Below are 15108 nucleotides of genomic sequence, written 5' to 3' on the forward strand. Positions count from 1 at the left end.
TGCCTTTGGAGGTGATTTCATCCTGTTTTTCGCGAGAATGCAGAAGGTGACTAATAGAAGCGGAGAAATCTAGTGTTACTACATTTTGTAGCTGTCAACATACTGTAACCCAACATATTGTGTTTGTAAAGTGGGCCGATACAGTAAAACGTAATTCCGAGTATACCATTTAAGCCAGGAATCCGCAAAGGAAAAGGACTGGAAGATTTGAAGATTTATCAAAAAAATTTTTTGACCAATTTGAATGACGTCTTCACGTCAGTTTGAATTGTAACGCATTCAACTGGTAGAATAAAAATAGTCAAAAATCAACTAAAATTAGCGGCAGCGGTTGTTCACGGGGCCCAGAGGAGGCGGAGCAAAATGGCAATAGCAGAAGTGACTGTAATTCCAATCGGAACGGGTACAACCAGTCTAAGCAGTTATGTGGCGGACATGCAAAAGGTATTGGAACATCAACGGGGCATTACATATCAGTTAACTTCGATGAGCACCATTATTGAGGGACCGCTTAACGAGATCTTTACAGCAATTGCGGCTCTGCATGAAGCGCCGTTTCTGTCAGGAGCTCAGCGTGTTTCCACATCCGTCAAAATTGACGACCGTCGTGATAAACCGGATGCCTCAAGTATACAGAAGTTACAATCGGTTCAGGATAAACTGACGTCACATCAGGCGAGACCTAATTAATGGATTAGTGTAAACATCCGTATATTCGGTTATTCAGTATGTTATAAGTCATTAATTAAAGCTTAGATTGTGTATATTGTGTAGCTAACGTGAATTTCTGACATTTATAAACTGAAAGACAAAAAAGGACCAGCTTAGCGTTCATAAGCTGGTCCTTTGTGTACACACATTTATCATCAATTAATCTGCAACTACCAATGAGGCTCCAATCAAAGTGGCGTTGGTGTAACCACCGCCAACATTTTCAAAAGAGAAGTTGGTAATTGGTGCACCGATAACCGTGGCGTAATCACCATCAAGCAAATCTCCGGTCGTTGCAGGATATAACGCTATAATATCGTTTCCGTTCTCATCCATGACATGAACGATAGAGAAGGTTGCTCCGAGCGAGCTATCTTCCTCAACTGAAATGACTTCACCGCTAACTTGCACGAATTGATCATAATAGTTAGCCACATTTTTATTCAGATGACGGGTCGTTACATTGGAGTCAACGAGCCCCTGTACCTTTTTGCTTAGTTCTGCCGTAATGGCAGGGAATACATCGTTATGTTTACCAAAGAAATCATAAGATGCCTGCTCCATAAAGGCTGTGTCTTCTGTAATGTACGGAGTCAACTCATTAAAGAAATCCGCAGCTGATGCTGTGGCAGATGAATTTCCAGTTGTTGCAGTTGGTGCTGTTTGCTCCAGAGAAGTAGTAATGCTTAGGGAATCAAGGATATCTTTGATCTCATCCTGATTATAAGTATCCTTGGCGTAGGTTAACGTCATGGTATAGAGTTCTGTATTGGTCGGAATCAGATACTGCACAAGGATAACATCTGTACCCGAGGAATGCTTATAGGCTCCTTCCAAGACACCAGCGCTATATTCTTTATAAGGCTTGTTTGTGTAGCTGGTTTTTTTATAATCGGAAATGCCGATGCTTGAACCGCTTTGTGTGTAATAATCCACTATATTATTGGCGTATTCTTCAGGATTAATTGAACCGGTTGAGCTGGCCTCAATCGTCAGATTCATATTATCTGCAAATGTGACTGATGAAGATTGGTCTGAAAAAGCAGCTTTAATGGATGGAGCATTCATTTGACTTGTATCTACGCTTTTCCAGGATTCAGGATATGCAAAAGAAAATCCTTCTCCACTATATGTAGTGTATTTCGTACCAAAATCGTAATAAGTTTCTTCATTATGTCTAATTTCTCCTAATGTGCTTCCCATCGGTTGGGTTCTTTTCTAAGGTCATCATTTCGTTTGGGATAATCTGGATTAGGTGGTGGGCATGGAAACTCCTTTCTATTTTATTAGTAAAATAATAACATAAATAAAGATTTCAGTATTCATAATTACTAAAAAGATAATTTATCTGTATTTAACAAGTTAAAAGCTAATAATATACCGTATGGGTATCCATTTTGAGTGATAGTACATACATTTGGTTGATATAACCGTGGGATTTATTTATGACTTAAACATATATGAACATAACATTCCGGCTTAAGAACTAACCCTTTATGTAGGTGCAATTAGCGAATAGTCGGTGGAAAAAAAACAGCCCATTTTCGACCTGAGCCCGGTCCCATGTGTGATTGGTGCATATAGTGAACTGTACCTCAAATCAAAGGAGGGGTTTACATGAGTGGAGTAGTAGGTGGATACGGCGGCGCATGGACATCGACTGGCGCGATCTTGGTTCTCTTTATCTTGTTGGTCATCATCTCTAAAGCATTCTTGATCTAATAAACCGCTTGGACCCTAATATATTTGTAAAGGAGGGTTCTGCATGAGCAACGTAGTTGAAGGCGTAGGATACGGCGGCTGGACATCGACTGGAGCAATCCTGGTTCTGTTCATTCTTCTCGTAATCATCACTAAATCTTTCTGGGTATAATATGGCGAGCTCTGCCGGGCAACCGGTGGGGTTTTTTTTCTAGAGGACAAGCATGGTGGAGAGCCAGGCAGATAAGATAGCTTGTGGTTGAATGGAAGAATTGGTGGAATTCAAGAAATGGAAGGACGGCGTATGCTTCGAAAATGGGGAAGGTACCTCATGGCTAAACGCCCATTTTGTCAAAATGAGGGCGATAGCCCGGTCCAGAGGTAGGCTGAATACATAGCTTAGGGGTGTAGGCAAATGTTAAGGAGGAATGAACAATGAGCGAAGTAAAACCGAATTCACCGAACGGACAGGGACACGTATACGGACATATGGGAGGTTATGAGCATATGCAAGGATACCAATACACAGGTCATGAAATGCATGGGTATGGATATGGTTGTGGAACAATGCCAATGGGATATGGCTATGGATACGGACACCATGCCAATCAGGCTCCAATGATGCACGGTTATCAACAGGGTTGTGGAGTATCCTATGGTCATGGCGGCGGAAGCTGGGGTTCCATGGGTACGATCCTTGTACTGTTCATCTTGCTGGTCATCATCTCCAAAACGATGTTTATCTAAGTCTTTGGGAGTGCAAGGAGACTTTGCTGATCGTAGATCGTTGCGTTGGGTGCTCTAAATAAACTCCGAGTCTGAGTTCCATGTTGGGGCATAACGTACCTATGATTCAGAGCGGGACAGCGTAGGATTCCATCCTGCGGTGTCCCTTTTTTATTTAGAAGTGAAGGAGCGTTGGGATTACTTTCTTTAACGAACTCCACAGACGCTATTCCATGCATTTTTGCCATTTCAAAAGTTTAACGAATCGTAGACGTCTTATTTCCTCAATTTGGGCATGTTTGGAGCTTATATTCATGAAGTGACATGGATTAACGTGGCTGAGATTCGTTAGATTTTACATAGCACAGAAATCCCCAATATAAGGTGTGCAGGATTCGTTAGCGTCTGGTGAGCGTAAACATTTGCTTTAGAGGCCGAAGTTATTTGCACAATTGGAGAAGTAAGGAAGTATCCAGGAGTGCAGTCAGTGGGAGAATGGAAAAGTTTTTAAAGCATATCCGAATTTATCTGATTATCTGATAAGTGGAAGGAAGACTTTTCTCAATGAAGAGGGGAGCAATTGCCTGTAGATGGTGCTAAATTGGATATGTAGACATGGATAAACACCCGGAACCCAATTCCGGGTGCTTTGTGTATGTTTTCAATCTTCTCAAGAATAAGTGATATCCAAAACAACAAAAGCCCTACCTCTCTTTTGTCCTTGCGGCTCCGATGACCGCGCCAGTGTGAATGGGAACATCTTGTGAAACTCTGTACTACCGGGTTATTGTGATTCAGGTTCTTCAATCTTCATAGGTTAATTGTGCTTATAGTTCGCTGCGGTCGCAGCATGAAGAAAATATTCCGGGGTTTAAAGAAGACAGAAATCATATGAGGTTGTTTACTACAACTCTTATAGTATACCACAGGTTGTAATTATCTGCAATAAAAAGGAAAGCGTGACCAGAGCAGCATGTTTTCGGACTGCTTTTAAGTTGGAAAGTGAAAGGTTAGTTTGAAAAGATACAGAAAATTTTTCAAACTATTTCTTCATAGGGGTAATCCTCTTCAAAAGATTCTGCGTAGGTTATAATAAGAGGGAAGAAACAGAAAGGGGCCCTCGCATGACTGAATCGATGGAGGACAGCAGGTTAATGCGGCAGATCGCGGAACGTGATGCCTCCGCACTGGAGCTTTTATATGACCGTTATGAGCGAGCGGTGTATTCTTTTGCCTACCGGATCGTTGGTGATCCCATGACGGCAGAAGAGACCGTTCAGGAACTTTTTATGCGGGTCTGGAATAATGCTGAGCGTTACGATGCCTCACAGGGGAAGCTGACCACATGGATGTTTGCGATTACGCGTAACATTGCAGTGGACATGCTGAGGCGGAAATCAAAAGGGGCAGCGACTACTTCAGTTGAACACGAGACACTGGCGGCCTATGCCGATGAACATACGAACACGGAAGAAGAAGTGCAGCGTAAATGGGAAGGTACCCGGATTAAAGAGGCGTTGTCCCAATTAAACGGTGATCAGCAACAAGTTATAGAATCGATTTATTATGCGGGATTAACCCAGCAGGAAGTATCCAGCCAATTCGGGATTCCGCTGGGTACAGTAAAGAGCCGTGTCAGGCTTGCCATGCGACAGCTCCAAAAGTTGCTGGCCGATGCTGAATTGCATCCGGACGCGGGAAGGGAGGGCATACATCCATGATAGAACGACATGAGGAGTGGTCTGATCTGGCACCGATGTATGTGCTGGGCGGACTGGAAGCAGAGGAAGTGGCGGCGTTTGAAGCGCATATGGCAACTTGCGAACCTTGCCGCCAGGAGGTAAGGGAATTGCAGGAAGTGACTGGCTTCCTGCCACTTGCGGCGGAACCTGTAGCACCGCCGCAAGGCATGCGAGCACGTGTGCTGGGCAACGTGCTCGGACATGGGCAGGAGAGCGCCGAGGCGAAGCCAGCGGCTACTCCTGCAGAGCCTGAAGCACCCGTGGTGCTTCAGGAGGATCTTGCGCCGCAGCACAAACGTGCGGCGCAGCCCGGGCCAGGCTTGCCGCCGGTAACGGCTGTGCCTGCGGCCCGGGTGGAAGAGGCTGCCCAGGCACAGCCATGGCAGCCACAAGCGCGCGCGCGTGCGCGCAGCAGCAGCGCCTGGCGCATAGCTAGTGCCGGCCTTGCGGCCGCGGCACTGTTGCTGGGCGTGTACACGGCGCAGCTGCGGAGCCAGATCGACTCGCTGACGCAGCAAGCGGCGGGCTCGTCGGCTACACAAGAGCAACTGGTGCAGGCACAGGCGCAGAATGCACAGCTGCAAGAGCAGCTGGCATCAGCTCTGGAACCTGCACAGGGCATGCAGACTGGCGAGGCAGTGAAGCTGAATCCTGCAACGCAGGACATTGTAGCTCAGGGTCTCGCAACCATCGTTATTGACAGCAAAGGCACTCACCTGGTTGTGCAGGCTGAGAACCTGCCGAACCTGGAAGGCAACGAGGCTTTTCAGGTCTGGTTGATCAAAGGAGATACCCCTCAGAATGCGGGTACTTTCCTTAGTCGTGACGGAACGGGAGCAGTATACTACACATTGGATTCGGCCAACGACTATGATACGGTTGCCATCACGCTTGAACCGGATGCAATGGGGGATGAGCCGCGCGGTACAATGATTCTGGCTGCCAAGATTAAAGGATAAATATAGGATAAAACACCGAAGGCTGCTCCGTCGTGGAGCAGCCTTTTTGTGTTTTCCAGTTCTGATGCCCATCCATTGGATTTTATTAATTTTTTTAGTCGGAGCAACCGATAAACAAATAGAAGGCAATACCCTTAATCTCCCTGTATCTCAAGGGAGAACTGGTTGCACATAGAGAGTGAGGGGTTCAGTTGGAAGCATACCGTTCATTTATCTTTCGCCTGATACGCAATTATCTGATCGGTTCACTGGCAGCTGTTTTTGTTGTCGGTACAGTAGTTATGGTATCTACTCTGCAAATACCCAATATTCAATTTGTTCGGCTCATCTTCATTGTACTGATTTCACTCTTGTTCATGCTGGTTGCAGAATTAATTACGCTGTGGGTGCAGCTTGGCCCCATAAGACAATTTTTCAATTCCGAGCACCACGAGAGAGACGAATTGAACCACATGTATGAGAAAATTCATCGTTTCCCGGGACAGACCATATATCGGATCATGGGTCCGCACATGCTTGGTTTCTCACTTCCGGCAGCCGGATTAACATTATGGATGATATCCACAGGGTGGCTTGAATTTCCTTACTTCTATACTGTCGTGGCCGCTGCGTGTGCCTTTCTGATTGCCATCATGCATGCGCTGATTGAGTATTACCTAACGGTGCGGGCGATTAGACCCCTGTTACTTGAGATTCGACATCGAGGCAAAGTCCAATACGGGATGGAACCTTCACTGGGAGGGCGCATCCTGGTATCGATCCAGCGTAAATTTCAGTTAAGTACGGCACTGATTGGATTATTTCCTCTATTTCTATTTTTCCTGGCTACATATATCCGACTTCAGTATATGGACAGTGAATTTGCGAAAGAGTACATACTGTGGGGAATTCTCATCGTTGTTCTGGGCGCGGGGTTTGCGCTGGTGGGAAGCTGGCTGTTGATTCGTGATGTTCGTGATCCAGTTGCTGAACTGACGCATGAGATGAACCGAATTCAGGGGGGAGATCTTGGCAGACGAGCTCCGGATCTATATGCGGATGAGTTTTCGGCACTGATCTCCGGTTTTAATATGATGATTAATCGGCTGGAGATGAGACAGGAACGCAATCGACAGTTGTTGCAAAGTTATTTTTCTACGCTGGCTGCTGCTTTAGACGCCCGAGATAAGTACACGGCAGGACATTCCATGCGTGTGGCAGAGTATTCGCTGATGATTGGTAAGCTGAGCGGAATGAGTGAGGAACAGGCGGATTTATTGTACAAATCAGCCCTGCTTCATGATATCGGGAAAATCGGCATACCTGATGAGGTGTTGCTGAAGGATGGAAAACTAAGCGATGAGGAATTCGCAATTATTCGGACACATCCCGTGCAGGGAGAGAGTATATTGTTACAGATAGAACCCATCGATGCCATGGCTGACTTTCTGCCTGGTGTACGATCTCACCATGAGAGATATGATGGCAAAGGATACCCGGATGGGATGGCTGGTGATGATATTCCCCTTTTTGGCCGCATCATTGCGGTAGCGGATGCCTTTGATGCCATGACGTCTGATCGACCCTATCGGAATGGGATGAGTCACGAGAAAGCGTTAACGATTTTGGAAGAAGGAAAAGGGACCCAATGGGACCCCTATTTTGCAGGTTTGTTTATTGATGAATGGAGACGTCAACAGCATCTTCAGAAACCATCGAAGTGAGGGATCAGCTGATTCCCTCTGTCCACTTCGATTCTTTTCTGCGTCTCCGGTGTAGAGCGAGGCCAGTTATGATGGTGAGAACACATTCACCGAGTATGACTGCACCCAAGGCGTCATAGATCACATGTTGTTTGATCATTAGCGTGGATACTATAATGGTTGCTGCCCCGGCGGCCACCAAAATCTTGATGGGTTTGCGGATGCTTGGAACCGAGAGAACAGCACGCATAACCAGATAAGAGTGAAGAGAATGAATACTTGGAAAACAATTATAAGGACGATCCTGGCTATAGAGCCATCCGAGGACAGATGCTCCCAGGCCTGTACCCGTAAGTTCCGGGCGCGGTACCATGGTCTGAAAGTTGAAGTAGATCAGATAACATATCCAGACACAGATATTCATGGATAACAAGACACGGTAATACGTCAGGCGATCCTTGGCACACAGGTAAGCGAGCACACCGAATACAAACGGGTACCAGCCCAAATATGGAATGGACATGCCAGGCACGTAAGGAATGATCCGGTCAAGCGGCGAATCAAGCACTACGAACCCGCGTTCTGGACTATTAAGAATATCATAGAAGAGCCCCATGACGGCCAAAGACAGCATTAAACTCAATGACAGCCAATAGGATTTGCTTTTTAACAATTGCACAACACCTTACTCCTTTCATTCATGCTCCCTAGGAGCATGACCCCAGCAAATAACTAATTCAAATTTAAACAACAATATATTCTACTACGACCAGCGCACAAATTGAATCCTGATTTGTGTATTTTTGTGTATTTTTTTGACGAAGAAGGAATGCGGAAGTTTCAATGGGCATGATATGATAGAGACACATACGGACGAAGGCACTTTGGCCAGTAAAGTCGGTACAACAGGAGTGAGTGAATGCAATTTTCAAAAATGTTCGTATTGAATATGGGGATGCTTATTACCATTGCATATCTTGCCAGTGTGTTCTATAAATATGTCGTAATACGTACCTCTTCCCGAGTGAAGCAGATCAGCTCCGTGCTTGTCCTTATTTTTGCAGGTTGGATCAGTACGGTTTTTGGGTTTCAACTCACCGATGAAGTGGTCTTTGATCTTCGATATGTTCCTTTAATTGTTGCCGTTCTAACGTATAGACAACCCTATAGCGTAATTATCGTGGGTATTGGAATTGGGCTGTCGAGGCTGACTTTTGGCATCACGGATGCTACATTGGCGGCAGTACTTAACATGTCTATTTTGGGCATGATATGTGCAGGTCTGAATATATGGATGAGACGCAGCAACTACAGGCTGATTATTAAAGGAATCCTTGTTACAGTTATCGTCAATGTGGTCAATAGTGTAAACATTGCTATCGTTGGTGTGATCCCGGCTACATACTTCTTTTCACATATTATGCCTTATACACTCCCTACAGGTATTTTGCTGAGCCTTATTTTTGCATTTATTTTACGTGATTTTCAGAATGAACAGAATCGTATTTTGCTGATCCAGAGTACAAACCGGCTTTTATCTGTGCAAAAGGAAGAGTTACAGAAAGCACAGATTGTACTGGAGGATCGAGCGAAACAATTGATGATTGCCTCACAGTACAAATCCGAATTTCTCGCCAATATGTCCCATGAACTGCGTACACCACTGAACAGTGTCATTAATTTTGCCCAGATGATCAGCGAGAATGCCGACACGATGGATCAGGAGGATATTGTACGTTTTGCCAATATGATCGACCACTCCGGCCAGGAACTGCTTACGCTCATTAACGATATTCTGGATCTTTCCAAAGTAGAAGCGGGGCGGCTGGATATTGTACTCGAGGATATCAGTGTCGCACAACTTACAGAAGATGCCATGAGCCACTTTCAACTCGTTGCCGAGAAAAAGGGAATTCAGTTGGTTCTGGACAAAAAACAGGGACTGCCTGAGACGCTCTGGTCTGATCCCCAGCGGGTTCAACAGATTTTGCGGAATCTGATGTCCAATGCCATCAAGTTCACTCACCGGGGAAAGGTCACGCTGACCGTAAGCACTAAGCAGATTAAGAATGCAGGTATTCAGAATCGATGGCTTATTTTCTCCGTTCAGGACACAGGCATTGGTATTTCGGAGGACAAGCATCATTCCATATTTGAAGCATTTCAGCAGGCTGACGGGTCGATTAGTCGAAAATTTGGCGGTACCGGACTTGGCCTGTCAATCAGTCGGGATTTAGCGAGATTACTGGGGGGATCGATTGAACTGGAGAGCGCTGAAGGTAAAGGAAGCACCTTCCATCTCTATCTCCCGTTGGACCGTGAAAAAATGAGTTGACAACCTTCGCGCCGTGAGTAGAATTTGGGATGACAACTAGCATCGACCGGCTTTTGAGACCCGGTCTAAGGAGTGTATCCCCATACAGAAGACGGTCAACGTTAACCCTCCCCCGTTAGCAAGCAAACCACGGCGCAAGGGTTCGACACAACGCACGAATTTATCGATTGCAACATGGGAGGGTGTACCGGCAATTATTTTACAGACCTTGCTGGGAGGCCCATTTTTAACCGGATTTCTGCTGTACCTTGGGGCCGGGTCGAGACATATCGGCTTTGTGCTCGCGATTACGACGTTTGTGAACATTGCCCAGATCGGAGCAGCTTACTGGATGCAGCGTATTCGCAGCCGTAAACGCATGCTGCTGTTATTTGTGGGCACACATCGTATCTTGTGGAGTGCAACGGGACTGATTCCGTTTATATTCCCCAAAGAGTGGTGGGTAAGTGTATATATTGGCGTGTATACGGTTGCTTTTATATCAAATACCATCGGCGGTATGATCTGGACTTCACTGATTGGCGATATCGTACCTGCCAAGGTGAGAGGGCGTTATTTTGGAATTCGAAATACGATTCTGAATGCTCTTGGAAGCGTATGCTTATTTGCAGGCGGTATTGTTTTGGACCGTTACCCTGGAGAAATGGGCTTTCTGATCCTGTTTATTCCGGTGTGGATCTGTGCTATTGCCAATACAGTCATCTATTTTTTCTATCCGGACGTTCCCTTTGAACGTTCTACCGAAAAGGTTTTCTGGCGCATGTTCATCAAGCCGTTCCAGGATCGTTCTTTCCTGAAAGCAACGCTGTTCCTGGCTTCATGGTTATTGATCCAGACCTTGATTGTTCCGCTTTATTCCTATGTTATGCTCGATTTATTGAACATCAATTATCAGACGGTATCCCTGATCACGGTAGTCCAGACGCTGGTTATGATGGCCGGTTTCTATGTTTGGGGTAATCTGAATGCCAGATTCAGCAACAAAACCCTCCTATTTTGGACATTGCCAGTCATTGCACTCTCCTGTTTGTCGTGGGGGTTAATGTCGTTCATGCCCGTATTGATCGCACTATTTCTATCTCATATCTTCCTTGGGATCGGTGTAGGTGGATTCAACCAGCTGGCATTTAACTTTACGATTGGAGACACACCCAAAAGTGAAAGACCGATGTTTGTCGCGGTGTATTCGGCTCTGACCGGAGTCACTTCGTTTCTCGGGCCGTTGTTGGGTGGCTGGTTGTATGAAAAGATGGAAACCTGGTCCGATGCGCTGGCCTGGATCTCAGCCTATGGATTTCAGATGGGGGTTGGTGTCGTGATGCTGATTCTGACATTTACCCTTGGACGTCGTGTACTGTTAAAATAGATATTGAATATTTACACGGGCACTTCGATGACAGAACAACCTTCCGATCGCTGTTATCCCCAGATTTTTTGATTCCTTTTAGAAAAGGGAAAATCCGGGGATAAAGGCGAAGCGTATGCTTCCGATGAAGCTTTCTTTCAGAAAGCTTTTAGCTCCGCTTCTTCAGGTTATTTCTGTCCTCTCCGTTATCGTGTAAATCATTAGGTTGATCATATGTATCTGGTATGACTTCAAAAAAGATGGCGAAGTGGAGGGATGTATTTGAATCGTCTCGAACGGAAAGCCATGGTGATTGGAGCCACCGGGCTTGTAGGCGAATTACTGGTTCAGAATCTGCTGGAGCACCCGGCATACAGCCTGGTTCGCGTTCTGGTTAGACGTCCGCTTGAGCTGCAACATCCCAAATTGGAACAGCATGTAGTGGACTGGGAACAGCTGGAGAGGCAAGACCACTTATTCGATGGAATCGATGACCTGTACTGTTGTTTGGGTACAACGATCAAAAAAGCAGGCAGTCAGGACAATTTCCGTCAGGTAGATTATCATTACCCGGTTCGTGCAGCTACTATTGCGAAGCAACATGGTGTATTACAGATGCTGGTGATCTCCTCCATGGGAGCGAGTGCAGGTTCTCGGGTCTTTTACAGTCGGACCAAAGGGGAAATGGAGGATGCATTGTCCGATATCGGTTTTCCGTCATTGCATATCTTCCGCCCTTCCTTAATTCTGGGAGATCGAAACGAGAAGCGGTTTGGTGAGCAGATGGCTGCCTATGCCATGAAGTTTCTGGATCGCTGGATGAAAGGCAGAGCGGACAAATACCGGGCGGTCCACGCCGCAACCATTGCACAGGCCATGGCAAATATTGCTCTCGTGCAAACCCAGGGAAACCATGTGTATTCAAATGAAGTCATTCATGTCCTTGGTGTGGACGGGGGCTAAGAAACCTTTGAACGAGCTGTTTACTTCATGTGGCTAGTTAGGAGCGTTTCTCGCTTGAGGTAGATCGTGGTATAATAGGCAACAAAAATGAGTTCGAACCCTGACTCCATGCGGCAGCAGGATAACGAACACAAAGGAGAACTCGTCCATGAAAAAACCAATCTCTACCGATCATGCGCCAGGCGCCATTGGTCCATACAGTCAAGCCGTTGATGCAGGCGATTTCATCTACACTTCCGGACAGCTTGGTCTGAATCCCCAAACAGGAGAGTTCGGCGCAGATGTACAGGAGCAGACACGTCTGTCTTTGAGCAATGTGAAGGCTATCCTTGAAGCAGCAGGTACAAGTATGGATAAAATCGTGAAAACGACGGTGTTCCTGAAAGACATGAACGACTTCGTTCCTGTGAATGAAGTGTACAGCACGTTCTTCGAACAGCCTTATCCTGCACGTAGTGCAGTGGAAGTGGCTCGTTTGCCAAAAGATGCACTGGTGGAGATTGAGGTAATTGCCCTGAAATAGGACAACCTTCACTCGCGCCGATATACATAAAAAGCCGATTCAGGTCGAATGACCAGAATCGGCTTTTTGCATTTTTGCATTATATTTAAGCGCTATATAGAAGGGGGAAATCTTAATCACGATCCTGATTACGGGCGAAGAACAGCCATACCGCGTAGATGGCCAGTACGATCGCAATGATGATTGCCGTATAATATACGGAAGTGACATCCTTCTGTTTAAGTGCAATGGCGATATATGCCCATGTGAATACAAGTGGGTATATGCTATCGCGATAACGGAAGCTAACGAGAACAGCCAGCACCATACCGACAATCAGCATAATGATCGTCCAGGTTGGTTCGCTGATACCAAAACCATCCCAGCCAATTTTATATAACAGTACAGCTGCATTGACAATCGTTGCCACGCTAATCCATCCAAGATAGATGCTGAATGGCAGCTTCACAAGCCAGATCTCAGCAGTGGTTGGAACCGTAATGGTACGTGTTTTTACATACAGCATGATCAGGCACAACAGAAGCAGTACAATAATCAGTAAAGCGAGACCGGTCTGCAAGTTTTGAAAAGCAAAAATCCAGGCTACGTTGAAAGCACAGCTTGCCAGGAACCAATACCCGAGACGGGTAATCGAATCCCTTTTCCAGGAAGCGGGCACGAACTGATAGATCACAAACCCTGCTAATAGCAGGTAGATCAAACCCCATATAGAGAAGGCATAGCCAGAAGGTGTGAGTAGCACAGGATACATATCCGATACTTCTTTATTGGTCTTGCCCCCGATCGGCAGAGCGTTGGAGAGGTAGTTCACGATAATTACAGCGATAAAACCAATGGCGTTTAACCACTTGTACGGATTGTTACGTGACATTGTGTTTCCTCCTTGGTTTAACGAATGAATGAACCACGGGTCAGTCTACAATGAATATACCCAGTTCTTGCACATTCTAATAACAGCCGCAAAAAATTCACAAGTTGATCCTTCAGATCCTTGTGCTCTGCCGCTTATGTTGGAACGGCACTCTGTCCCAATGTACGCGAAACGAAGCAGAAATATGTCCATGCCCACGATGTCCCACTAGAAGAGGAGGAAGAGAAATGCTCACAAGAGAAACGATGGAGCAACAGCAAACCTGGTTCTATGTAGTTGCACTGTTCGTAGGGGCAGCGATAGGGCTGAGTAATCCGGTATGGGGGAATGTTTTACACTACACTGTGTCCCCGGTTCTTGCAGTTCTGTTATACAGCATGTTTGTACAGATTCCCTTTTTACAGTTAAAAGAGTCCTGGTCGAATCTTCGATTTATGGTGGCGCTACTGGTGGCTAATTTTATCGTAGTACCTGTAGTTGTATGGTTGCTCACACTTGTCTTTCCGCAATCACCAGGCGTTCTGATCGGAGTCTATCTGGTACTGTTAACTCCCTGTATTGATTACGTCATTGTGTTCACACAGCTCGGCCGGGGCAATGAGAAGCTGATGCTCGCCGCAACACCTTTTTTATTTGTTATACAAATGATACTGTTGCCGTTTTATTTATGGTTATTGATGGGTACCGAGGTGGCACAGATCATGCAGGTTGGGCCGTTTGTGGAGGCTTTTCTGTTCCTGATCGTTATTCCACTGCTGCTCGCTGTTGTTACACAATTTCTCTCAAGAGGTAAAGCGAGCGGGGAGCGGGTCATAAATGCAACGGCATGGCTCCCGGTTCCGATGATGGCACTTGCGCTGATCGTGGTTGTCGCTTCCCAGATTGGCAAAGTCTACAATGATATGGCGATTATCGTGAACGTGATCCCGATCTACATTGCTTTTCTGATCATTATGCCTTGGATATCTCTGCTTATTGCTACTTGGTTTGGATTGAATCCAGGCGCAGGGCGTGCGTTAATTTTCAGTTCAGCCACAAGGAATTCGCTGGTTGTTCTGCCGCTGGCGCTGGCACTCCCGCCAGAATGGGCAACTATAGCTGCGGCAGTCATCGTTACACAGACGATGGTGGAGCTTGCAGGGGAGCTAATCTACATTCGACTTGTACCTGCGGTGATTTTGCGGGATCGGTGAGCGGACTAGGACGTATCTATGTTATGATTTAATATAATTAATAAAACCATTTTTGGTAAATCAAAGGGGGAGATGAGAGTTCTTACTTATCGGAAGATCATGTTCTACCTGGATATTGCACTGGTTCCGTTCATCGTTGTCTTTTTTCCTATAGCGGCTCATACATCGGGAAATAACATTTATTATCTCTACTTGGGTATAGCTGTAGCTGCAATCTTTCGGATCGTATCCTATCTGAGAAAAGAAAGAGCCAACAAATCGTCATGATATAGGTTATTTTCTGTAAAAGTAAAAGTAAAAAGAGTACTTCCGATGGGTCATGCCGGGAGTACTCTTTTTGATTCGATCAGGTACTCG

16 protein-coding genes are annotated in these 15108 nt (G+C 45.8%); 13 read left to right on the top strand and 3 right to left on the bottom strand.

All coding sequences use genetic code 11. From position 1 onward, the window contains the following. Window positions 1-363 precede the first annotated feature (363 nt). A complete protein-coding gene (locus NSQ20_RS02835) occupies window positions 364-690 on the top strand; it encodes an MTH1187 family thiamine-binding protein (RefSeq protein WP_036672111.1) in 327 nt (108 codons plus the stop codon). Between the two features lie 180 nt (window positions 691-870). On the opposite strand, the gene NSQ20_RS02840 is transcribed toward NSQ20_RS02835, so the two are convergent. Next, window positions 871-1914: a PsbP-related protein gene (locus tag NSQ20_RS02840; RefSeq protein ID WP_340031778.1), complete on the bottom strand. Its 1044-nt coding sequence runs from the start codon at window positions 1912-1914 to the stop codon at window positions 871-873. A gap of 414 nt (window positions 1915-2328) precedes the next feature. Between NSQ20_RS02840 and NSQ20_RS02845 the strand changes: the two genes are divergently transcribed. The 6 genes from NSQ20_RS02845 (at window position 2329) to NSQ20_RS02870 (ending at window position 7542) form a co-directional block, all read left to right on the top strand. Further along, on the top strand, window positions 2329-2433 hold the full coding sequence (locus NSQ20_RS02845; protein ID WP_017690880.1) for a hypothetical protein: 105 nt from the start codon (window positions 2329-2331) through the stop codon (window positions 2431-2433). Between the two features lie 43 nt (window positions 2434-2476). Next, window positions 2477-2584: a hypothetical protein gene (locus NSQ20_RS02850; protein ID WP_017690879.1), complete on the top strand. Its 108-nt coding sequence runs from the start codon at window positions 2477-2479 to the stop codon at window positions 2582-2584. A gap of 263 nt (window positions 2585-2847) precedes the next feature. Next, window positions 2848-3159: a hypothetical protein gene (locus tag NSQ20_RS02855; RefSeq protein WP_017690878.1), complete on the top strand. Its 312-nt coding sequence runs from the start codon at window positions 2848-2850 to the stop codon at window positions 3157-3159. Window positions 3160-4262: 1103 nt separating this feature from the next. Next, window positions 4263-4859 carry a sigma-70 family RNA polymerase sigma factor gene (locus tag NSQ20_RS02860; protein ID WP_338707668.1) on the top strand — a complete coding sequence of 199 codons (597 nt, stop codon included), beginning with the start codon at window positions 4263-4265 and terminating at the stop codon, window positions 4857-4859. Next, window positions 4856-5839 (top strand): anti-sigma factor, encoded by a 984-nt coding sequence (locus NSQ20_RS02865; RefSeq protein WP_340031779.1) that lies wholly within the window; start codon window positions 4856-4858, stop codon window positions 5837-5839. Before NSQ20_RS02860 ends, NSQ20_RS02865 begins: the two co-directional genes overlap by 4 nt. A 191-nt stretch (window positions 5840-6030) precedes the next feature. After that, window positions 6031-7542: an HD domain-containing phosphohydrolase gene (locus NSQ20_RS02870; protein WP_340031780.1), complete on the top strand. Its 1512-nt coding sequence runs from the start codon at window positions 6031-6033 to the stop codon at window positions 7540-7542. A gap of 4 nt (window positions 7543-7546) precedes the next feature. Here the strand turns inward: NSQ20_RS02870 and NSQ20_RS02875 are convergent, their stop codons facing one another. Next, window positions 7547-8200, bottom strand: a complete 654-nt coding sequence (locus NSQ20_RS02875) for a phosphatase PAP2 family protein (RefSeq protein WP_036607365.1) — start codon at window positions 8198-8200, stop codon at window positions 7547-7549. Window positions 8201-8440: 240 nt separating this feature from the next. Here NSQ20_RS02875 and NSQ20_RS02880 point away from each other — a divergent pair, with 240 nt between their 5' ends. From NSQ20_RS02880 to NSQ20_RS02895, 4 genes are all read left to right on the top strand, one after another. Continuing rightward, window positions 8441-9856: an ATP-binding protein gene (locus NSQ20_RS02880; protein ID WP_340031781.1), complete on the top strand. Its 1416-nt coding sequence runs from the start codon at window positions 8441-8443 to the stop codon at window positions 9854-9856. Window positions 9857-10064: 208 nt separating this feature from the next. Beyond that, the gene (locus tag NSQ20_RS02885; protein WP_235193865.1) at window positions 10065-11222 is read left to right on the top strand and encodes an MFS transporter; all 1158 of its coding nucleotides are present in this window, start codon (window positions 10065-10067) and stop codon (window positions 11220-11222) included. A 255-nt stretch (window positions 11223-11477) separates the two neighbouring features. Then, a complete protein-coding gene (locus NSQ20_RS02890; protein WP_340031782.1) occupies window positions 11478-12164 on the top strand; it encodes an oxidoreductase in 687 nt (228 codons plus the stop codon). A gap of 148 nt (window positions 12165-12312) precedes the next feature. Continuing rightward, window positions 12313-12687 carry a RidA family protein gene (locus NSQ20_RS02895; protein WP_127551150.1) on the top strand — a complete coding sequence of 125 codons (375 nt, stop codon included), beginning with the start codon at window positions 12313-12315 and terminating at the stop codon, window positions 12685-12687. A gap of 112 nt (window positions 12688-12799) precedes the next feature. Here the strand turns inward: NSQ20_RS02895 and NSQ20_RS02900 are convergent, their stop codons facing one another. Further along, a complete protein-coding gene (locus NSQ20_RS02900; RefSeq protein WP_017690869.1) occupies window positions 12800-13558 on the bottom strand; it encodes a tryptophan-rich sensory protein in 759 nt (252 codons plus the stop codon). A gap of 227 nt (window positions 13559-13785) precedes the next feature. On the opposite strand from NSQ20_RS02900, the gene NSQ20_RS02905 reads away from it, so the two are divergent. Together NSQ20_RS02905 and NSQ20_RS02910 are read left to right on the top strand one after the other, a co-directional pair. After that, complete coding sequence (locus NSQ20_RS02905) at window positions 13786-14751, top strand: bile acid:sodium symporter (RefSeq protein ID WP_340019104.1); 966 nt, start codon at window positions 13786-13788, stop codon at window positions 14749-14751. Between the two features lie 72 nt (window positions 14752-14823). Beyond that, window positions 14824-15018, top strand: a complete 195-nt coding sequence (locus NSQ20_RS02910; RefSeq protein ID WP_340019105.1) for a hypothetical protein — start codon at window positions 14824-14826, stop codon at window positions 15016-15018. Window positions 15019-15108 lie beyond the last annotated feature (90 nt).

It is taken from the genome of Paenibacillus sp. FSL K6-1122, assembly GCF_037977015.1.
In the GTDB taxonomy this organism is placed as follows: domain Bacteria; phylum Bacillota; class Bacilli; order Paenibacillales; family Paenibacillaceae; genus Paenibacillus; species Paenibacillus amylolyticus.